Origin of the sequence: Neochlamydia sp. AcF95 (genome assembly GCF_018342455.1) — a bacterium.
Taxonomy (GTDB): Bacteria; Chlamydiota; Chlamydiia; order Chlamydiales; family Parachlamydiaceae; genus Neochlamydia.
Map to the genome: position 1 here is coordinate 1 of NZ_JAEMUC010000032.1, position 21516 is coordinate 21516.

The window sequence follows — 21516 nt, forward strand, 5'->3', positions numbered from 1 at the left end:
ATCCTTAAAGCCAATCAGATGGCCTATCAAGAACTGCAAAATTTACAAAGGAGTTTTATGCCTGCGTAAGGTGAGTTTAAAACTTAAGCAAGGAATCTAAATACTTTTTTTACATCGTTAGTTTTCTCTATCTTTTTCATCAAAAACGTAAACGGTCATGGCGAAAAGAAATACTTAAGCTCTTGATAAGCAGAAGATAATGTAATCAGAAAGCGCAGTAAATAGAAAAACAGTTATTTGAGAGCTTTTTTGTCTTTGCAGATGCCCGCAGAATCCCATCTAAATTTGGGCTTAGCCCCGTGACCGCTTAATTAAAAGCTTTCTTCCTACCTCTTAAAAAGCCAGAGGGTTTTTTCTCAACAAAAATTGTTTACAATCCCCTGCTCATTTGTTATGGTATTGCCAAGAAGCCTTTTTACTGATGTAATCTCTTTCTTTATGACCATTTTAATTTTATATAAAATTTAAAATATCTTTGCTTTTCATAAGGTCCTATGGCACTTACTAAATATCAAGAAGGCAGCTTTCGAGAGCTTTTTTCTATCTCTTTGCCGCTCATGCTCTCCTCTTTTTCTATGATGCTCATGCTTTTTGTCGATAGGTTACTGCTAGCCCATTATTCTACGGCAGCCCTTAATTCAGCAGTCAATGCTTCTACCTTAGGATGGGGATTACTCTTTGGATGGGTGGTGCTGACCAATATTACTGAAGTTTTCGTGGCTCAATATCATGGCGCTCAACAGCTTAATCGTATGGGTGAGCCTGTTTGGCAGATGATCTGGCTTTCCCTCTTTTCTTTCCTTTTCTTTATTCCTATGGCTATATGGGGAAGCGAATGGTTTTATGGCACTTCCCCGCAAACAGCCATGGAAAGAACTTATATGCGCTGGATGTTATTATTTGGCCCGACTTTTGCTGCTTATGCCGCCCTCAGTGGCTTCTTTGTTGGGCAGGGCCAAACTAAATTGATTACTCTTTTAGCGATTGGCGCCAATATTATTAATGTTTTTTTAGATATCTTTCTTATTTTTGGTATTGAGGGAGTGGTGCCTTCAATGGGCATCCTGGGAGCAGCTATTGCCACAAGCCTAGGATCTTTATTTCAGATGCTGGTCCTCTTTTATTTTTTTCTTAAGAAAGAAAATAGAGAAAAAAAGGGTACAGGAAATTTTTACTTTCGCCCTCTAGCTTTTTGGCAATGTTTTAAAATTGGTTCTCCAGGAGCAATGTTTGCATTAATAGAAATCATGGGTTGGGCAGCTTTTTATCAGATGATGACAAGATTGAGCGAAGTACATATTACTATAGCAGGAATCTGCCAAAGTCTATTTATGCTGCTGCTTTTTTTTGCAGAAGGTGTAAGTAAAGCTGCTACTACTATCTGCGGAAATCTTATTGGTGCTAAACGCACCTGGTTCATTTCTCACGTATTAAAGGCCGGTATACGTATTCATCTGCTTTTTTTATTGGTTATTTCTACCCTGTTTGTCTATTTTCACCCTCTACTTATCGACCAATTTCTCCCTTATGCTACCCCTGAATATAGAGCTTTTATTGAAATAAAACTCATGAATTGCTTATATGCCACTCTTATTTATGTATTTTTTGAAGGCATTCGCTGGCTGCTATCGGGAATTTTAACAGCAGCTGGCGATACTACATTTTTATTAATTGCAGGGTCCTTAAGCGTATGGATACTGATGGTTGCTCCTGTCTACTTCTTTGTAGTAAAAAATCAAGCTTCCGTAGAAGTGGCTCTTTATTTTTGGCTGCTTTTTAGTATAGGAACAGTGATCATCTACTATTGGCGCTATGCCTCAGGCTTATGGAAAAGCAAGTCTATTATCTTAGAAAAGCCTATCTTATAGGCAGAACAATCAACAAAAAGCTAACGAATTCTTCCTTAATTCTTCACGCGTAACTTTTTCTATTTCTTTACTCTTAATTAATCTAAAAGACAAGCAAAGCTTTACAATCTAAAGTGCTGTTTTAGTTGATCTGGAATGTTCTTCAAGGCATTTCCCGTTAACATGAGAATTAACTCTTCTGGTAGCTGCTCTATCTCTATAGGAAGAGAGGTAAGCTTGTTGTCCTCTAAGTTAAGCCAACGTAATTGCGAGAGCTGTCCCATCTCTGTAGGAAGAACGGTAAGTTGATTATTGCTTAAGCTAAGCGTCCACAGCTGAGACAGCTGCCCTATTTCTACAGGAAGAGTGGTAAGCTGGTTATTGCTTAAGATAAGAGCTTTTAGCTGAGAGAATTGTTCTATCTCTGTTGGAAGGGCGGTGAGATGGTTGTCGTTTAAGTACAGCTCTTTCAGCTGAGACAACTGCCCTATTTCTGCAGGAAGAGTGGTAAGCTGGTTGTTGTTTAAATAAAGAGCTCGCAGCTGAGAGAGCTGCCCTATTTCTGCAGGCAGACTGGTGAGCTGGTTGTGGTCTAAGCAAAGGCTTTGCAGCTGTGATAACTGCCCTATTCCTGCAGGAATAGAGGTAAGCTGGTTGCTGCTTAAATAAAGCCATCGCAATTGCAAGAGCTGCCCTATCTCTGTCGGAAGGGCAGCTAGATGGTTGGTGCTTAAATTAAGTGTTTGAAGCGGTAAGAGATGTCCTATTTCTGCAGGAAGAGTGGCGAGCTGGTTGCTGTTTAAATGAAGAGCTCGCAGCTGAGAAAGCTACCCTAACTCTGAGGGAAGAGCGGTAAGATGGTTGTTGTTTAAATAAAGAACTTCTAGCTGGGAGAATTGCCCAATCTCTGTGGGAAGGGCGGTGAGATAGTTGTCGTTTAAGTACAGCTCTTTCAGCTGAGAAAGCTGCCCTATTTCTGCAGGAAGAGTGGTAAGTGGGTTGTTGTTTAAATAAAGAGCTTGCAGCTGAGAGAGCTGCCCTATCTCGGGAGGTAAAAAGCTTAAGCCGATTCCCCTTAAATATAGCCTTTCAATATTTTTACCGTGGTTTTCTATCCAATCTCTAAAGAGCTCTCCTTGTTTTTCTAAAGGTAAATACTTGATTTTTTCCTGACTTAAATATTCTTCTCCACCAGGAAGCTTTTTCCACATTAATAGGCGATTAATATTTATAAGATAAGAGGTATAGTTAGCCAGCGTAAAACATCTCTTGTCCTCGGTTCTCCATTTAAATTCTAACTCCAAAGGGGCAAGCGATCTAGCTAGAGCAAAGGTTTGCTTGAAGATTACCTTAGCTTTTTCTCCTTCTGAAAGTCTATCTTCTAGCTTATAAATTTTATCTAGAATAAAAGCCTGCTTGCTAATATCTCCGTGAGGAAAGTGCATTTTACCTATTTGCTTATAAAGGGGCGGCATGACTTCAGTAGCTAGCAAATGACGCCATTTTGTACAAACGCTAAATAACGAGGGGTTAGCACAAACCTTTAAGATAGGGAGCAGCAATTCATTGGGTAAGCTTTCAATAAAGGCCGAAGAGATAGGATTCATGAAACGACCTCTTTAAGATGCGTATATATTTTTAGTCGCTTTGTAGAAGTATCGCCTTATACATAAAAAAACAAAATAAGCAAAAAAATAGTAGAAATCAAACTTTAACATTTAGCATTGAAAATGAAGGAGTAAAAAAGCTGTTAGAAAATTTTTGCCTTAATTTTAGCTAAGAAATAGAGCTTTAGATCCTATGCCTTTATATTAAACCAAAGGCTTTCTATATCTTTAAAGCTTCTAAGCCTGCCAATTTGCCATTTTAATGTTATAATGATGAAAAAAGGCACCTTTTCAGCTACAGTCTAAAGTATTTTTTTAGTTCATTAGGAATACTTTTCAGCGGATTTCCATCTAACCTCAGATCTAAACGTTTAGGTAGCTGCCCTATCTCTACAGGAAGGGAAGCAAGCTGGTTATCGCATAAATCAAGCTCTTGCAGTCGCAAGAGCTGCCCCATCTCTGCTGGAAGGACGGCAAGATAGTTATTGTTTAAATGAAGTTTTTCCAGATAAGATAGCTGCCCTATCTCTACAGGAAGGGTGGCAAGGTGGTTGCCACCTAAGCGAAGGATTTGCAGCTGCGATAGCTGCTCGATCTCGGCAGGAATAAACGTAAGCTGGTTATTCTCTAAGTCGAGCCATTTCAATCGAGAGAGCAGCCATATCTCAGCAGGAAGAGTGGTAAGCTGATTGTTTTTTAGATTAAGGTAGTGCAGTTGCAAGAGCTGCCCTATCTCTGCAGGAAGGGAGGTGAGCTGGTTGCTGTTTAGATGAAGTTGTTGCAGCTGAGATAACTGCCATATTCCTGCAGGAAGAGTGACAAGATGGTTGTCGCCTAAGCAAAGATTTTGCAGCTGGGATAGCTGCTTAATCTCGTCAGGAACGAACGTAAGCTGGTTATTCTCTAAATCGAGCCAATCCAATTTAGAGAGCAGCCATATCTCAGCAGGAAGGGAGGTGAGCTGGTTGTTTTTTAAATCAAGGCGGTGCAATTGCGAGAGCTGCCTTATTTCTGCAGGAACAGAGGTAAGATGGTTGTTGCTTAAGGAAAGTCTACCGAGGTGTGATAGCTGCCCTATCTCTGCAGGAAGGGAGGTGAGATTGTTGGCATCCAATTCAAGGCCTAGCAGCTGTGATAACTGCCCTATTTCTACAGGAACAAAGCTAAGCTGGTTGTTGTTTAAATAAAGCCATCGCAATTGCAAGAGCTGTCCTATCTCTGCGAGAAGGAAAGCAAGCTGGTTATTGACTAAGCTAAGATCTCGCAACTGAGGCAGCTGACCTAGCTCTGCAGGAAGGGAGGCGAGCTGGTTGCGGCCTAAGCAAAGGCTTTGTAGTTGTGATAACTGCCCTATTCCTGCAGGAACAGAGGTGAGCTGGTTATCGCTTAAGTTAAGAGCTTTTAGCTGAGAGAATTGCCAAATCTCTGTGGGAAGGGCGGTGAGATGGTTGTCGTTTAAGTACAGCTCTTTCAGCTGAGACAACTGTCCTATTTCTGCAGGAAGAGTGGTAAGCTGGTTATGGATTAAGCTAAGAGCTCGTAGCTGCGATAGCTGCCCTATCTCTGTTGGTAAAAGGGTTAAGCCGAGTGCCGTTAAATATAACCTTTCAATATTTTTACCCTGGCTTTCAATCCAATCTCTAAGAAGCTCTCCTTGTTTTTCTAAAGGTAAATACTTGATTTTTTCTTGATTTAAGTATTCCCCTCTACCAGGCAGTGCTTTCCACATTAACAGACGATTAATATTTATAAGATAAGAGGCATAGTTAGCCAGCGTAAAGCACCTTTTTTCCTCGGTTTTCCATTTAAATTCTAGCTCCGTAGGAGCAAGGGATTTAGCTAAAGTAAAGGTTTGCTTGAAAATTGCCTTAGCTTTTTCTCCTTCTAAGGGTCTATCTTCTAGCTTATAAATTTTATCTAAAATAAAAGCCCGTTCGTTAATATCTCCTTGAGGAAAGTGTATTTTACCTATTTGCTTATAAAGAGAAGGCATTACCTCGGTATCCAACAAATGTCGCCATCTTGTGCAAACGCTAAATAAGGAGGGGCTAGCACAAACCTTTAAGATAGGGGCTAATATCTCATTAGGTAAATGCTCGATAGTGATAGAAGAGCTAGGATTCATTATACGGCTTCCTTATTAAAACTGATGTCTATTATCAAGCGTTTTTAAACCATAGATGAATAAAAAAGAAACAAGACATACAAGAAAATATCAAAAAACAGCTTCTTACACTCTACTCAAAGCTCAAAAGATTAGAAAAAACATAAATGAAATACTTTTAAAATTCCTTTTTGCTTTAGCAGGGAACGACATGCCTTTAGATCCATCTATAGGTAGAAGGTCAAATATTCTCTCCACCTTTTAAAATTTTCAAGAAAGTATTTTAAAGCTTATTTCCTTCCTTATACCATCCTAAGTATTAGTGTATAACCCCTAGTTTGTGAAAGAAAAAATAAATTTATTCATCTCTCATTAAGGTTCGCTAGGACTTGTTTCCCATAGGCTAGCAACAGCATGAATATCTTGTATAAGCATTTTTGATATTCTGCTTTCCTGTGCAAGAAGTTGGAAAGCTGTACGGTCCTCTAAGCTTTTTAAGCCTTCACAAGCTAAAATCAAATAGGTTGCCAAAGGAATATCCTTACGAACCTGAGGATCCTTTAACATTTCTAAACATGCTTTGGCCACATCTTCCTCTTCTTTAAAAGCAATCAAAGCAATAGCTGCTCTTTCATTATCCTCGTTAATGGGACGGCCATGCACCACTTTTAGCAAGAAATCTTTGGCTGGTTTTCCTATGGCACGTAAAGCTGCCAACACGATGTCTTCTTCAAAAAAATCTCCTTGGCTCAAGGATTCGAATAAGGCAATAATAGCACGTTTATCGCCTATCATTCCTAAGCATTTGGCAGCTAAAGAAGGCGCTAGACCATACCCTGGAAACAGAGGATCATAAAACTCCTCTGCTTTAAGCAATTCTATTAAAGCAGGTACTATAGCTCCTTTTTCCTGAACAATCGCTTCAATTTCTTGAGCAGCCTCTAAATCTTCAGATAAAATTAAATCAGCCACTAAAAGCATATTTTTCGTTGTCGATTTAGGCTTTTCATATAGGCTTCTAAGTTTTTTGTAAGCTGTTTTGGCTTCTGCAATTTTTTCTGCCTCAACCCCTGCAAGCATTAAAGGAGCCAAATCTGTTTTCATTTTCTTCTCTATTTTAGCTAACGTATGAATTCTTTCTAATTCAAATTCAGGGTTTACCCCTTTTCCCTCATTAAGATAATAATCCAGCATGACATCAAACTTTCCTCCAAAATGCACCTCACGGTGCATAAGAATCGCATGATCTAAGGCGTTGGCCAAAGGTAGATCTTCGATAGCTGCTTCTTCATCTCTCATTGTTTTTCTCCTTTACGCGTCTGCTTCCAAACCGCTTCAGCATTATAGCTAGAACGAATAAAAGGTCCGCAATACATATTTTTGATTCCCAAGGAATATCCATATTCTTCATATTTTTTAAATTGCTGAGGGGTAATAAATTCTTTAACCAACAACTTATTTTTTTGTGGTTGTAAATATTGCCCCAGGGTAATGATATCACAGCCTACTGCTTTTAAATCTTTAAGCGTTTCAAAAACTTCCGTTTCACTTTCCCCTAAGCCTACCATTATGCCAGACTTAAGGAGTAGGCTTGGCGCTCCTTGTTTCCTTACATAGCTTAACACCCTCAACGTTTTATCATAAGTTGCCCGATGGCGTACACGTGGAGTTAAGGCACGCACCGTTTCCAAGTTGTGATTAAAAATTTCAGGGCAGGCTTTTAGGATAACATCTAAGGAGGCATGTTCACCGGCAAAATCGGAGGTTAAGACCTCAATGGTAACCTCACCAACTTGCCGCCTAACTTCAACAATCACCTTAGATAAATGCTCGGCACCTCCATCAAGCAAATCATCTCTAGCCACCATAGTAATTACCACATGCTTTAAACCTAGCGCTAATACCGATTCAGCCACACGCTGGGGCTCATCAGCTTCTAATGCCTTAGGAGCTTTTGAAAAATCAATATCGCAAAAACCGCAAGCTCTGGTGCACTCTTTGCCCATCACCAAGAAGGTCGCTGTCTTTTTAGACCAGCATTCCATTAGATTAGGGCATTTGGCTTCCTCGCAAACTGTGGGCAAGCGATTTTGGTTAAAGATATGTCCTGTTTTCCATACGTTGCTTCCAGGAAGGAGCTTACGATGTAACCAAGAAGGAAAACGCCCAAGACCAACAGCTCTATCCTGGCGGGCTACGTCAGGATTAATAGGAAGAATGTTTAACTTTTTCTTTTTTATCCTAGGCGTATTATCAAACAGTTCTAAGGGATTCATAAGAATTAAGCCTGCTCTTTTATATTTTAGAAAGAAAATGTAAAGGTGGATCAGCCGCTATAAAGGCAGCTTCTAGCTCAGCCTTCGTTGACATTAAATAGGCATGGATGAGCTTTTTAATTGGCTCGATAGTCAATTTATTCGCTATCGTCCAGCCCATTTGCACTATTAAAGTAGAAGCTTCATATCCCACAGCTTGGAGCCCCTAAAGTTTTCCCTGTAAATTTATCTTTTATTATTCGTGTAAATCCTTCTATGAGATAGGTGGCCTGAAACTTGTCCAAAGCATGCAAAGGAAAAGCTTTTACCTCTACTTGATACCCTTTCTGTAAAGCCTCTTCTAAGGACACTCCAGCTGAGACAGTTTTCGGACATGCCAAAACCCCATAAGGGATCGCCTCATAAAGCGTATAGACTTCCTTTCCAGCCGCATGGCGCCCAGCTACGCAACCTTGATGTGTAGCCCCATGAGGTAAACAGCAGTTGGAAGCGAGTTCACCCACAGCATAAATGCCAGGAAGATTTGTTTCCACACTAACATTCATAGCCAGCAAACTATTCTCATTAAAAATTACTCCAGCTTTTTTTAAGCTATTTATAAAGCAACCTATAGCTACCTATCCCCTCTTGGCTGTATTGCTCTTTCCTTCCGCCCGCTGCACCTTAATACCTTCTGAGGTTTTGTCAATCCCTTCTACCTTTATTCCTCACGTCTATTATAATATTAGCTTTCCGAAATGCTTGAGTAAGTACCGCAAAAACAGCCTTACTTTCCAGGGGCAAAAGACAGGGCAACATCTCCAACCTCACTACTCCTGATCTAAAAAAGGCAAATAGTGAAGCAAATTCATATCCAATAGATCCTCCTACCGTGACAGCTTTCTTAGAAAGGTTTTATTAGAATTAATAAGAAATAGAAGCATGAATTTTTTCTTAGCCGAAAGGAAAAGTGGAAATATTGCAAAGCTCCGAGCCAGTGGCAAGACTTACTTTTTCAAACTAATCAGTTATTAATCTTTCTAAACCTTTACATATTCTAACCAAAATCCCACCTTTTTACCATGTGCGCGTAATCAAAACCTAACTTCTCAGCCTCAATGCCAAATTCTTCAGCTTCTTGAGTGCAAGTGCAAATCGCCGAGCAAGCCATTAAAGCTTTAGAAAGGATACATCCCCTATTTAAGTAGGCACCCCTTCATTTTTTTACATCCATCAACGCTACAGATTTGCCAGCTTGCATGGTGTGGATAGCAGCCAGATCACATAGGTTAGTCCTTTCCCTATAGCTGCCCCCTCAAGAGGATATGGCCTATTTTCCATCTTCTTTTCTGTTGCTTTATCAACTGTTCAGATTACTACTCCTCAGGGGATGAGTAAAGAATGGACGTTAAGCTTAAGCTAGAGTTATAGAAGTACTAGAATACAAAAGCCTTATCAAGGGTAGGACCCTTATTCTGCATCTTCATAGGGAAGATTTTCCCAGACGACTAAAGAGTTTTTAGTTAAGGGCAAAAATTTTATTCCAAAATTTCCCCTCTCGCGCCATCCAATATAAAAATCACTTTTCCATTTAGACCCGTAGGATAAACGTAAAGAGATTAAGGGCTTTCCTCCATGTAACCCTAAGTAGAAAGATGTATAACGACCAGCAAAAACTGTGCGCGCTATGGGTTCGTAATGCAAGCAAGAAAAATGGTTTTTATTGATTTTTAAAAGGGTAAATTCGTCATTTACACATCCAGCATTCCCTATCACGTAATGGCAGAAGTTATGTAAAGGATTGCGCACCATCCAAGCAAAAGCCTTAAAAAAGCTAGTAGGCCTGCAAGGTTTAAACAAGGGTAGTTGGGCTTCAGCAAAAAGTCCATGATCATCATTTCCAAAAAGAGCCCATGTGCACCAATGGCCTAAATCAAACCAATAGATTTGGCTACGATGCCGAGGAATTAGATAATAAAGCCAATGAGAAGAAGCTTGAGAATGATAAGTATCATATAAAATCTTCTCTTCCTGCTTTAAAAGGCCTGGAGGCTCAACATAATAACGCTCTGTAGGGTACTTGTAAGCAGCACAGCTATAAAATAATCCAATCATTACACACAATGGTAGATAGAAAAAGTAGCTTCTGGCAAAGTAGTTAGACAAGTAAACTCCTTAACATCAGTTGAATTATTTCTTGCAAGAAATTATAAATAAGGCCATGAAATTGTTTTTAACCCATTTAACACAGAGCCAGTTATGAGTGCCCTACCCAAAAAGAAGTTATGCTGGAATTGCGAAGGTCGTGTCGCATTTTCTGATGAGAACTGCCCTTATTGTGGTGTGTATCTAAGCTCTTCTTCTCTTCTTACCCAGCATGATAAAAGCTTGACCCATATTGCTCCTTTTCCTTCTTATCGTCAAGATCCCTCTGAAACTTATGATATCAATAAAGTAGACGAAGAATCTTCTGAGGAAGAAGAAGACTTGGAGGCAGCTAATTCTTCTGCTAATTATCCAACAAGCTTTCTGCTACCTTTTGTTTTATTACTCACAGGCTCTGTGTTTCTTATTTTTGGAATCATTTTATTCAGTTTTTCTCAAGAAGGCATCCTAACGTTACAATGGAATGCTAATTATTGGGTTTTATATTTAGGAACTGCTGGGCTTTTAATTTTTTTGGGTTGGCGAGCCATGCACCCTTTGAATTAGCAGGTAGGGCTACTTTCAAGAGATTTAAGGGGTAAGAGTATTGGTTAGCTATATAAAAAACCTTATCGATTATCTTATAAGCTTTTCTTCTTTCTTTTTCTTAACTTTAAGCCTTCTTCTGTACAGAAAATGAGTGCTTTTAAGCTGCTTTCTATAAGCAAGGCGCCTATGAGGAAATAAGATCTTAAAAGATCAAGCAGCCCCTCCTCTTTTTTTAAATCATTAAATAAATTTAAGAGAATCCAGGTGAGAATGAGGGCGACTGTTTGCTGTTGCTTTTCATAAACTTTAAAAATTTATCTAAGATTTTTTTTGCTTAATCAAAAACCTTAAGATATAAGCAAAAAAGGAGCCCTCTTGATAAGAAGAGCCCCTAATCCATGCTTTTAAGAAACTTGCTCTCCCACTTCTTGTTGAAGCCCACAGCATTTTTTATATTTTTTACCACTGCCACAGGGGCAGCTTTCATTACGTCCTGCCTTGGGCTCGACAACTAAGGGTTGTAAACGAACAGTAGGAGCATTACTTTCCCTTGCCTCTTCAGCATGGCTTGTAGAAAAAGCAGGTTGAGAGTCTCCATCTAAGTCGGCGACCAGCGAGCGCTGGGTTTCAAGACGCATCTGGGTTAATAAATGTTGGATAGCAGGATGATCCTGCGTTAAGATTTCAAAACGAAAGAGTCCTTGGGCAATCTCGCCTCTTAATAAATTACCTAATTCATCAAAAAGAGTAAAAGCTTCTTGCTTAAACTCCATCAAAGGGTCGCGCTGGCCAAACGTACGTAAGTTAACATCTGCGCGCAAATGATCCATAGCTAAAAGATGTTCTTGCCAACGCTGATCTAGCTTACGGATCATTAGATTACGAATAGCTTCATTAACAGGTTTGGTAGCAGATTTTAGCTTTTCCCCTTGCCCAGCTTGGACAGGAGCTTTTAGATCTTCACGTTCATATTTTTCATTAAAGGCTTTTACGATTTGATCGATCGCTTTTTTTTCAAGATCTATCATATCTGCATGCTCATCATCGAAGTATCCTTCAGGAAAGCTTACAGGAAAGTGGCTAATTAACCAATGGCGATACCCCTCTGCATCCCATCCGCTCTCCTCTCCACGATTTTTAAAATACTTCTCTGCAGCTGCTTGGCAAACAGATTCTAAAACTTCAATAGCCAGAGGCTTAATATCGAGCGCATGTAAAATATCATTACGGAAAGAGTAAATTTCTTTTCTTTGCTTATTCATTACATCATCATACTCTAAGGTATGCTTACGAATTGTATAGTTACGTTGCTCGATACGTTTCTGAGCAGTTTCGATAGATTTATTAAGCATGGAAGCAGAAATCGGCTCCCCTTCAGGAGGACGAAATTTCTGCAACACAGCTGTCAAGCGAGGAGAAGCAAATAAGCGCAGTAAAGAGTCTTCAAAAGAAACATAGAATTTAGATGAACCAGGATCCCCTAAACGAGCACAACGGCCTCGCAATTGGCGATCAATACGACGTGATTGATGACGAGTGGTCCCCATGACATAGAGACCCCCTATTCCAGCGACACCAGCTTCAAGTTTAATATCGGTTCCCCGACCTGCCATGTTAGTGGCAATAGTGATAGCTCCACGTCTACCCGCACTCGCTATAATTTCCGCTTCTCTAACATGATTTTTAGCGTTTAAAACGGTATACTCTAATTTATTTTGTTTGAAAATACGGGAAAGTTTCTCTGAAACTTCTACCGATTCTGTTCCAATCAAAAGAGGACGGCCTGCTTCATGCACCTCACGAACATCTTTTAAAATTGCGCTGTATTTTTCACGTTCGGTCATATAAATTTCATCATTGAAATCTTTGCGCAAGCAAGGTTTATGAGTAGGTATTTCTAATACGTCTAGTTTATAAATTTGCTTAAATTCATTAGCTTCTGTTACAGCAGTCCCGCTCATCCCTGCTATCTTTTCATACATACGGAAAAAGTTTTGTAAAGTTATAGTGGCATACGTTTGCGTCTCTTTTTGGATAGAAACAGCTTCTTTTGCTTCTATAGCCTGATGCAGGCCATCAGAAAAACGCCTACCAGGCTGAGGACGCCCGGTATTTTCATCAATGATAATAATTTTGTCATCCTGAACAATATAATCGACATCTTTTTCCATCAGTAAATGCGCACGCAATAACTGACGAAGATTGTGAGCTCGTTCTTTCCGCTTAGCATCCTCTTCTTGCACTTCCAGTTTTTTTTGTACTCGAGCAGTTTCATCTAAAGAGGCATCTTCATCGATTTGTAGGTATTCATGGCTAATATCTAGCATGATAAAGTCATCGCCATGATCACTTCCTACAACTTCTTTCCAGAGATTGATGCCTTTGTCTGTTAATTCATACTCGTTGCTTTTTTCATCGATGAGAATATAAAGCTCTGCTAAAGCTGTATGCTTTTCTTCTTTATTAGGATCTGCATAATAGTATAAATCCCATTTATCGATCGCAGCTCGAACATCTGGATCCTCTTTCATACGTTTTAAGATTTTATTGTTAGGCGTGCCCTTACCTACTAACCATAGCTTGCGATAAGCCTCTTTTTCTTGTTCTTCTTCTTTTTTATGGCGTTTTGTTTTTATAGAAGAACCTTCACTAAGCTTTAGGCTATCTAAAGTTTTTTTAGCTTCAGAAGCAAGACGATTACATAAATCCCGTTGGAAGCGCACCATATCTGCTACGCTGTGTTTAAGCTCATCATACATTTGTCGGCTGACAGGTACAGGCCCTGAGATAATCAAGGGAGTTCTAGCTTCATCGATTAAAATGGAGTCCACTTCATCAATAATAGCATAATAGTAGCCACGTTGAACTTGCTCTTCTTGGCTAGAAGCCATGGAATTATCGCGTAAATAGTCGAAGCCAAATTCAGAGGCAGTTCCATAAACAATATCGCTGAGATAAACTTTTTTACGCTCTTCCATTGGCGTTTCATTGGTTAAAGCACCTGTGGTCAATCCCAACCAACGAAAAACCGTTCCTACCCATTCACAGTCACGCTGGGCCAGATAATCGTTAACGGTGACTAAGTGAACAGGTTTTTTAGTAAGAGCATTTAGATAAAGAGGCATTACAGCCGTTAGGGTTTTACCTTCGCCCGTTTGCATTTCTGCAATGGAGCCATGATGTAAAGCAATGGCTCCTACTACCTGAACATCGTAAGGAACCATGTCCCATTTCTGATGATAACCTGAAACGTGAATTTCTGTGCCTGCTAAGCGTCTACAAGCGTTTTTTACCACTGCATAGGCTTCTGGAAGTAAGAGCTCTAATGTTTCACCTTTTCTATATCGTTCCTGAAACTCCTGCGTTTTTGCCCGCAGTGCCTCATCACTTAAATTTTGAAATTTAGCGTCATACTCGTTAACTTCTTCTACTATTTTAAAATATTTTCGTCTTAGACGATCCTGAGCTGAACCAAAAAATTTTTTTAAAAATCCAAACATGATATCTCAACTTTTTTAGGCATTTAAGAAGATAAGAATACTTAAAAATTGCTTTTAATACAAGCAACCTGCATAAACTCTAGAAATAAGCCTCAAAAGCATTTTCTTTATTTATATGCTTCAGGGAAGCTTCTTACGCGATCATCTATTAAAAAAAACAAGCCTTTAAGAAGCTAGAAAGTCGCTAAAGGGGTACTTTTTTTTAAATGCAGGCTTAAGTTTTCCTTTTTTAAATTCATTAAAAGAAAAATTAAGTTATCTAGATAAAAGTTTCCCTCCTTTGCATACCTTCAACAGAATCTGTGGAAAGTTTCTTGCTTGGGAAGGCTTGAGATTAAGAATTAGATATACGATTAGGCATGCAGTTGGTAAGGAAGAAAGGTTACCTAAAGCGAAAAATGATAAGCTCTATAAACTTATAAAAAAATTATTTAAAATAAGAATAAAGAGCCGTTTGGTATTTGCCAAGGTCAGCTAAGTGCTTTTCCCATACTCTGACCCATTAAACATTTAATTTCTAAGCCTTGCTGGCTAGCAGCTAGCAGGTCTTGATCAAATTGAATCTTACCAGGCTCAAATAATAAAATAAGGGAAGAACCCCCAAATGAAAAATAGCCTTTTTCATCTCCTTTTTTTTGCAGTACATCGAGTTGATAGGTTTCGTGAATACTACCTACATTAGTCGCTCCGATTTCTAAGAACAAAATACAACCAAAGCAGGATGTAGCTAATTTACAAAGCGTTCGCTTGTTCTTAGTAAAGATATGAATATCTTTTTTTAAGGCCGCAGGATTGACAGAGTAAAGCCAACCATTAATGATTTTTGTTTTGCCGGCCACGCAATCACATGGAAAATGATAACGATGATAATCGCTAGGACAAAGCCGCGCAATGGCCATAGCTCCCTTAGCATAGTGTGCGGCTAAATCAGCATCGTCTAATAAGCTTGTTAAATCAAATTTTTCTCCCTTAACGATAAAACCATCCACTTGTGATAGGTCGGGATAGAATAAGTAACGTCCATCGGCAGGAATAATAGCTACATCCTCTCCAGAAGCAAGAGGGCGAGCTGTGGGCTTAAGCTTGCGAATAAAAAAATCATTAAAAGACTTAAAAGAAGAAACTTCTTCTAGAAATTCCAAGGGGTCTAAGCCAAATTCACGAATGAAAGGCTCTATTTTATTCTTAGACTTTCGTGAGGCTTGCCATTTACCATACCAAGCTGAAAAAAAAGAATATCTTACTAAACTATGTAAAAGTAGAGGGCCTACTATTTTGCTTATCCAATCCTGACCGTATAAAAGTCTTAGGGCTCTGGCCCCATACACTTTTTCTATTTCACGCTTACCATTTTTTCGATCGAGATAGTAAATAATATCCATATCTTTTAAGGGGTGGAACTGCCCTGTTTAGTCGCAAATTGCGAGAAGAAAGTCAATTGGCTTATAAACTCTGTGTCAAAAGTCTGAAGCAGATGGTTGGCTTTTATAGCTTCTAACAATTGATAAGCAGCTTTCACCATATGTAGAGTAGATTCTTTATCCTGAGGATTTTGTAAATAGAAAGATTGCCGCTCTTGGTAATGGAGAAAAATTTCGCGCAAAGCTTTTTGCTGCTCTAAATTCCTTTCAGTAACAAAGATTAGCTGGTCTAAACGTTTAAGTTCATTTTTTACTACTGCTGCAGGTTCTGTTTCCTTCAAATTATAAAAAGGTTCAACAGCAATTAAACGACTTAAACAACTAAATATAGCTATTAAAAAGAGTGTATAGTTCATTATTTCCTAAATTTTTTAATGAGTAGGGAGGAGATTTTTGTTAAGGGCTGAGCTAATCTATCAGGCATAGAGCGTAAAAAAATTTAGGCTTTCTACCTATTTCTCTTACCCACTTAATCTGCCTATGTACTTTCAGCTGCTTTGTAGCTTTTTTCCTAGTGAGGCCTATAAGCCCTTTAAAACAATTGCCTCTTTAGTAAAAAGCTTAAAGTTGTCGCATAATAAGAAAAGAGACCACCGATAGGCTTTTTATGAACAAATGCTTAAATGTTTTGCATTTATGGCTACTTAGCTATTTTTTGACTTCTCAACTCTATAATACGTTTATCAATTTTTGCCAAATTTGTTCCTTGAATGCTGATCTCGCGGTTAATTTCTTTTAGCACGGTAGCCGGATCTAAATTCTCATCGTCTATTTTTATTTTTACGGAAGAAGAAATTTTAGCATTTTCCCATAATTTTTCTCGTAAAGTCTTCATTTGCTCTAAAGCTGTCAGGCGTATATGCTGATCAAGGTCGCTCTCGCTTTTAAAAAAACTTACTATACGCCATTGAGAATTAAGATTTTCATCCAATCTTTTAAGATTTTCTTTATGGGTACTATATTGAATTAAATCATAAAAAGCATTTAGAACATGGATTCGGGAAGCTTTTTCTTCTTCTATTTTTTTATCAATATATTTCATTTTGCGGTAAAATCTTTGAATAGCTATTGCTGCCTGATTTCTTTTATTGAATAAAGCTAGCTGTTCTCTTTTTGCAATCTTTTCAGCCACCAGTACATCCGTTAAAGGTTTAAAAGGCTCATCTTCTGATAAAAGCTTAAGAGGCTCAGACTCCGAAGCAATAAATGGCTTACTGAATACTCTTGATTTTATTTCTTCGGAATAAATAAGAGTTTTAACGGCACGGTCAAAATCTAGCCGATATTGAAAAAGAAAAAATAATTTCAAACTATGAAAAATTTTAGAAGCAATTACAGTAATCTGCGTGGCAAGTGTTTTTGAATGCTTTTTATAAAGGACTTTACAATCCACCTCTACATGGTGCCTAGGATGCCTTATAAGCAAATTAATCTGTTTATTTATTTCAGGATACCAAAAGTGATCCCCTAAGCTGCAGATGCGCATAATATTATTTGCCATACATTAACCATATAAACATGTGACTGTGCATGATATTAACTTAATCTTACAATTTTTAAAAGCTTTATCAAATTTTTATTTTAAATAGTTCACAAGCATTTCTAACTGTTTGGTCTGCTAATTCTTTCAAAGAGATATCTTTTAGCTGAGCAATAGTTTGGGCTGTTTCTACTATATAAGCAGGTTCATTTATTTTTCCCCGACGAGTCTGCGGGGCTAAATAAGGAGCATCTGTCTCTATCAACAATTTATCTAGAGGAATTTTTTTTACAATCTGGCGCAGCTCTTCGCTTTTTTTAAAGGTCAATATCCCACTTATTGATAAGTACCATCCTCGCTCTATGACTTGTTCAGCCTCCTCTATAGTGCCCGTAAAGCAATGCAAAACTCCTGGCTGATGTTTACCCTTACTACTCATATATTCTTTATCTAAAATTTCAAAGAAATCTTTAAAAGCATTTCTACAGTGAATCACCACCGGCAACTTACATTCTAAGGCTAAGTGAAAGTAACGTCGCAAGAAAACTTTTTGAATAGCAGACGAAGAAGCATAATAATGGTAGTCTAGTCCCGTCTCACCTATAGCGACCAAATGTCCGCTATGTGCATGCTTAGCAATAACAGCAAAAACGTTTTCGCCTTCTTTTTCTACATCGTGAGGAGGCGTAGCGGCAGCATTATAAATCCATGGATAATTTTTAGCTAATTCTAAGCCTGCGTTTAGGGTGCTAATACTGGTGCAAATATTTATAACTGAGCACACACCTGCATGCTGCGCACGTTGTAAAATTGAATCAATAGCCGTAAAGGTAGAATCTGTTAAATGAGCATGCGAATCCACCCATTGCATTGCATTTGCCACTATTACTTCATCCTCTTTAAGGAGCCTTTGCTCTTTCTTAGCTCGGGTATCATAGAATATAGCTCTAATAATTTACAATCACCTTTCCACTAGGTGCCAAGAAAGCCAATCAAAGCTTTTTTACCTGTATCTCTTAATTTAGATAGAAGAAAACATTATTTATCCTCCTTAATTGCTTTAATCTTAGTCAACCTTTCCTACTCTAAACAAGAGCAATAAGGAAGATAAAAATAACCTGCTTTTTTAACTGGTAGAAAATCTACGCTATACAATTCTAGGCAAATAATTAATATAAAAAAATTTATTTATCTTTTTTTTTTTCCTTAGGTGCTATTAGGTCGATTAATCTTAATTCCAGCGTAAAAAGTTCTAAAGAAGTCTTTAGCTAAAATCCCCGCTTATTTCCTCATCATTTTATATTTTTTTCTCACGAAAGCCTGCTTAAGCAAGACCTAAAGAGCTAAAGAAGCTATTGTTTCGTTCTCTAGCCCACCTATATAAGATCCCTCTTTAATTATTTCGTTTTCTGCTATAGCTTTGTTAATAGTCATAATATTGTTACCCTCATCTTTTAAGCTCACGCGTTATTTTCTTAGCCAATAGAAGCAATATAAAAGTGCCAACCTGACGCGAGCCTTTAAATAATTTTATCAAGCAGGAAACTCTTTTCTCCCAAGTTAAATTTTGGATTAGAGGGCATTAAAAACAGTAAACAATACAACAGCTAAAAGCGATAATAAGCTAAAGGATAAAAAATTTTACAAGTGGCTTGATGAGAGTTGTCCATGGATAGCTAAAGGGAAGGAAGAGAGCTCTAACATTTTAAAATTTCTTCACAAAGAATAGCCAGACAGCCTTCTTCATAAAAGAAAAATCTTTCCAAAATGGAGTTAACCTAAAAGCAAGTGTATAGATAAATCTTTAAAAATAAAGCTTACATGCTTAAAGAAATAAGAATTAACTTTTTAACTTTTAGCAAAATTACTTTTTTGGCATGGTAAGAAGTGTTCATTATTTATTTTTTTAGTCGTTTGATTATTCGGTAGTAGAATTTCTATCCTAGCGGCTATTTTCTCTCTATAGAGTCTTCTCTATAGGGAAAGGAAATATAATAAATCTGCGAATCTAAGAATTAGGGATCAAACAATAAAGCTTATTAATAGTTTTTGTAAAAAGGAAGTAACATGGCTATTGGACAAAGCGTTAATTCACAATTTTACTCTCAAGATTTTTGCATTGAAAACCTTTATAAACTCCATGAACTAAATTTAGGTGAATCTCTAGAAAAAACTATTCAAGAGCAAGCCGACAGCGTAGCATGCATGATGCCAGATCATAAGCTAAATAGAATCAATAATCAGGGTTTTATTACTTATAAATTTGATACGGAGAGAGTTAGGACGTTAGGGGAACGTATTTCTAAAAAAGCTAAAGGAATACCCCTAGGTCATACTGATTCTTTTCTCCACGAGCCTACCCCTGGATTAAGTACAGCCTTCTTAGTCGCGCCTCAACATGTTGTTACTGTGGCTCACTGTGTTACACGTTCAAACCCCTATACGAAATTAAAACCCAAAAAAGCAAGGGGCGTAATTGTTCGAACAAGTCTAAAAGCGCAAAGCGAATTAGAACGTATTAAATTTGTGTTTGGTTTTCAGATGAAAAGCCAAAACATGAGGACTGAGGATTATGAATTTTGCGAATCAGATGTTTACAGTTTTAAAAAAGTTGTTTTTTTTAATTATACATGTGCGCCGGATTACCTAATTGATTGGGCTCTAATAAAGTTAGATAGAGAAGTTATCGGGCGTCCACCTTTAGCAGTTAATTTTATAAAAAAGTCTTTATTAAATAAAAAAATCTTTATGCTAGGACACCCTCGGGGTTTACCCTTGAAAATTCATCTAGGGGCCTCCGTAAAAAAAGAATGTAGTGATCAACATATTGAAACTAATCTAGACTCTTTTCATGGAAATTCAGGCTCCCCGGTAATCGACGAAAATCTAGAAGTAGTAAGCATCCTTTTTGCAGGAAATGTAAGTAATAAGCCCTGGACCACACCATCTGGCTATGAAGCCAGCACAAAAATGAATCTTCCTACTAACCAATTAAGGCCTAACCCCACCAACCGCACCCATTTGTGCCAAACCACTCATGGCATGTCTTTCGTAAAAATTCATTTAAAAAAATTAAAGCTAAAAAAGCAGAATAAAAATCTAGAGACTGCTGAGTTAAGTGAAATGGGAGCTCATTACCTAAATTTCTATCTTAGCATTTGTATTTCCGACCAGGAAGATGAAGCATGGATCTGCTCGGTTAAAGCAAAAGCTTTTAAATATCTAAGCCAAGCTGCTATCGAAGATCATCGAGAAGCCTTATGCAATTTAGGCATATGCTATGAACGATCACTAGGTACAAGAAGAGATTTAAGGAAAGCTTTTGAGTGTTTTAAAAAGTCTTTCGATAATGGCTATAAAAATGCGGCTTACCATTTATTCCAGTGCTATGAAAGTGGAATAGGAACGGAGAAAGACTCAAAATTAGCTCAATATTATTTTGACCTCGCTCATGCCTTCGGTCATAAAGATGTAATAAAAATTGAGGGACCAAATTGCCTATTGATGTAATTGTACGAAAAAATGTATATAAAAAGTTTTTGAGGACACTTATACCAAGGAAACGATTTAGGCATGCAAATAGCTCTTTTGAGGAATCAACGAGATTTTCATCTGTCAGCTAAGACAATATTCCAAGAACCTTTTAAGCAAGCTTATAAAAATTTTAGCATAACTTTTTGTAATAAGGCTTACTGCTCAGATCAGCTAGAACCCCTATCCATTAGCAAGAAAATCGTTTGCTTATTCACAGCTCTAATCTATTGTGTGCCTATCATTAATACAATTATATTCGTTTTCAAAGAAATACTAGGTTCTTATAAACACAAAATTCAATGGAAAAAATATTATGAAAATCACCCTTTAAATAAATTAACCGATAATAACCTGAAAATTTTAAAAAAATCCCTTTCCTCAGCTATTTTGTCTATTAATTTTGATGACTCCCTTAAATATGCTAATACTCAAGAATGTAACCTAGCTGAATTAGAGTTCAACTCTGAAGGAAAGTTGAAGAATGTATATTACGGTCACTCCCTATGGGATGAAGGTTATGAAGGGCGGGGATTTAATCTTAAAAATGATTCTTTTTATGTGCTTTTATCTATTCAAATTTCAACTTCTAAAGCCTATAATCATAATCCTTATTACCTAGAGGCTGAAGATTTAGAATATTATAAGGAACACTATCCCCCTCGCATCCAGGAAACTCTCGAGCTCATGCTTGATAAGCTTAACAATAAATATGCTGAATTAGCTCTTGTAAATTTTAAGAAATCCCAATATGACCCGCTTGTTTGTAAGGTGGTCTATTTATAGCTTTCTATTCTAACCTGCTGTTTCTAGAGCCTTCTCTTAGTCAACAATAAGAAGAAAGGAAAAAAATTTAAATATCTTATTGCTAAAGTCTGTATAAAGATTAAACTCGGCCTAGATTAAAAGTAGCTTGGAAAAACGCCCAGTAAGTTTATCAGCAAAAGAAAAATAGAAATCTATTTCGCAAGCGCTTTTAAAGGCTAAACGAAAAATTACAAAACTTAATTGCTCAAGGTTATTTATTGAATAAGCTATCCCTTAGCTTTTTTAGAAAGTATTCTCTTTGCCAGCCAA

Annotated in this window: 19 protein-coding genes; 5 read left to right on the top strand and 14 right to left on the bottom strand. The window is 37.7% G+C overall.

The genetic code is table 11. From position 1 onward, the window contains the following. The first annotated feature begins 494 nt into the window (after positions 1-494). Positions 495-1868 carry an MATE family efflux transporter gene (locus NEOC95_RS02980; RefSeq protein WP_213151448.1) on the top strand — a complete coding sequence of 458 codons (1374 nt, stop codon included), beginning with the start codon at positions 495-497 and terminating at the stop codon, positions 1866-1868. Positions 1869-1969: 101 nt separating this feature from the next. On the opposite strand, the gene NEOC95_RS02985 is transcribed toward NEOC95_RS02980, so the two are convergent. From NEOC95_RS02985 to NEOC95_RS02995, 3 genes are all read right to left on the bottom strand, one after another. Beyond that, complete coding sequence (locus NEOC95_RS02985) at positions 1970-2665, bottom strand: leucine-rich repeat domain-containing protein (protein ID WP_283248242.1); 696 nt, start codon at positions 2663-2665, stop codon at positions 1970-1972. Positions 2666-2674: 9 nt separating this feature from the next. Continuing rightward, on the bottom strand, positions 2675-3454 hold the full coding sequence (locus NEOC95_RS02990; protein ID WP_213151452.1) for a leucine-rich repeat domain-containing protein: 780 nt from the start codon (positions 3452-3454) through the stop codon (positions 2675-2677). Between the two features lie 295 nt (positions 3455-3749). Beyond that, positions 3750-5579, bottom strand: coding sequence for a leucine-rich repeat domain-containing protein (locus NEOC95_RS02995; protein WP_213151454.1), 1830 nt, complete (start codon positions 5577-5579; stop codon positions 3750-3752). 55 nt (positions 5580-5634) lie between these two features. Here NEOC95_RS02995 and NEOC95_RS03000 point away from each other — a divergent pair, with 55 nt between their 5' ends. Next, the gene (locus tag NEOC95_RS03000) at positions 5635-5823 is read left to right on the top strand and encodes a hypothetical protein (RefSeq protein ID WP_213151456.1); all 189 of its coding nucleotides are present in this window, start codon (positions 5635-5637) and stop codon (positions 5821-5823) included. 107 nt (positions 5824-5930) lie between these two features. Here the strand turns inward: NEOC95_RS03000 and NEOC95_RS03005 are convergent, their stop codons facing one another. The 5 genes from NEOC95_RS03005 to NEOC95_RS03025 form a co-directional block, all read right to left on the bottom strand. Beyond that, complete coding sequence (locus tag NEOC95_RS03005; RefSeq protein WP_213151458.1) at positions 5931-6857, bottom strand: hypothetical protein; 927 nt, start codon at positions 6855-6857, stop codon at positions 5931-5933. Beyond that, entirely contained in the window at positions 6854-7834 is a 981-nt protein-coding gene (lipA, locus tag NEOC95_RS03010) for a lipoyl synthase (protein ID WP_213151460.1), read from the bottom strand. The genes NEOC95_RS03005 and lipA overlap by 4 nt, the downstream gene beginning before the upstream one ends. 19 nt (positions 7835-7853) lie before the next feature. After that, the gene (locus NEOC95_RS03015) at positions 7854-8027 is read right to left on the bottom strand and encodes a hypothetical protein (RefSeq protein WP_213151462.1); all 174 of its coding nucleotides are present in this window, start codon (positions 8025-8027) and stop codon (positions 7854-7856) included. Then, the gene (locus NEOC95_RS03020; protein WP_213151466.1) at positions 8017-8379 is read right to left on the bottom strand and encodes an oxidoreductase dimerization domain-containing protein; all 363 of its coding nucleotides are present in this window, start codon (positions 8377-8379) and stop codon (positions 8017-8019) included. The genes NEOC95_RS03015 and NEOC95_RS03020 overlap by 11 nt, the downstream gene beginning before the upstream one ends. A gap of 904 nt (positions 8380-9283) precedes the next feature. Beyond that, on the bottom strand, positions 9284-9979 hold the full coding sequence (locus NEOC95_RS03025; RefSeq protein WP_213151468.1) for a hypothetical protein: 696 nt from the start codon (positions 9977-9979) through the stop codon (positions 9284-9286). Positions 9980-10072: 93 nt separating this feature from the next. Between NEOC95_RS03025 and NEOC95_RS03030 the strand changes: the two genes are divergently transcribed. Then, positions 10073-10525 (top strand): phage holin family protein, encoded by a 453-nt coding sequence (locus NEOC95_RS03030; protein WP_213151476.1) that lies wholly within the window; start codon positions 10073-10075, stop codon positions 10523-10525. 386 nt (positions 10526-10911) lie between these two features. On the opposite strand, the gene secA is transcribed toward NEOC95_RS03030, so the two are convergent. The 6 genes from secA to NEOC95_RS09495 all read right to left on the bottom strand — a co-directional run bounded on the left by secA (position 10912) and on the right by NEOC95_RS09495 (position 18372). Continuing rightward, complete coding sequence (gene secA / locus NEOC95_RS03035; RefSeq protein ID WP_213151478.1) at positions 10912-14007, bottom strand: preprotein translocase subunit SecA; 3096 nt, start codon at positions 14005-14007, stop codon at positions 10912-10914. A gap of 470 nt (positions 14008-14477) precedes the next feature. Next, entirely contained in the window at positions 14478-15389 is a 912-nt protein-coding gene (gene asd / locus NEOC95_RS03040) for an archaetidylserine decarboxylase (RefSeq protein WP_213151479.1), read from the bottom strand. 5 nt (positions 15390-15394) lie between these two features. Beyond that, positions 15395-15784, bottom strand: coding sequence for a hypothetical protein (locus NEOC95_RS03045; protein WP_213151480.1), 390 nt, complete (start codon positions 15782-15784; stop codon positions 15395-15397). 284 nt (positions 15785-16068) lie between these two features. Beyond that, positions 16069-16929, bottom strand: coding sequence for a hypothetical protein (locus NEOC95_RS03050; RefSeq protein ID WP_213151483.1), 861 nt, complete (start codon positions 16927-16929; stop codon positions 16069-16071). A 67-nt stretch (positions 16930-16996) separates the two neighbouring features. Further along, entirely contained in the window at positions 16997-17791 is a 795-nt protein-coding gene (locus NEOC95_RS03055) for a TatD family hydrolase (protein ID WP_349305243.1), read from the bottom strand. Between the two features lie 452 nt (positions 17792-18243). After that, positions 18244-18372 (bottom strand): hypothetical protein, encoded by a 129-nt coding sequence (locus NEOC95_RS09495; RefSeq protein WP_283248241.1) that lies wholly within the window; start codon positions 18370-18372, stop codon positions 18244-18246. A 603-nt stretch (positions 18373-18975) separates the two neighbouring features. Between NEOC95_RS09495 and NEOC95_RS03060 the strand changes: the two genes are divergently transcribed. Beyond that, positions 18976-20418, top strand: coding sequence for a bifunctional trypsin-like peptidase domain-containing/SEL1-like repeat protein (locus tag NEOC95_RS03060; protein ID WP_166156520.1), 1443 nt, complete (start codon positions 18976-18978; stop codon positions 20416-20418). Positions 20419-20481: 63 nt separating this feature from the next. Further along, positions 20482-21225, top strand: coding sequence for a hypothetical protein (locus tag NEOC95_RS03065; protein ID WP_213151485.1), 744 nt, complete (start codon positions 20482-20484; stop codon positions 21223-21225). Positions 21226-21516 lie beyond the last annotated feature (291 nt).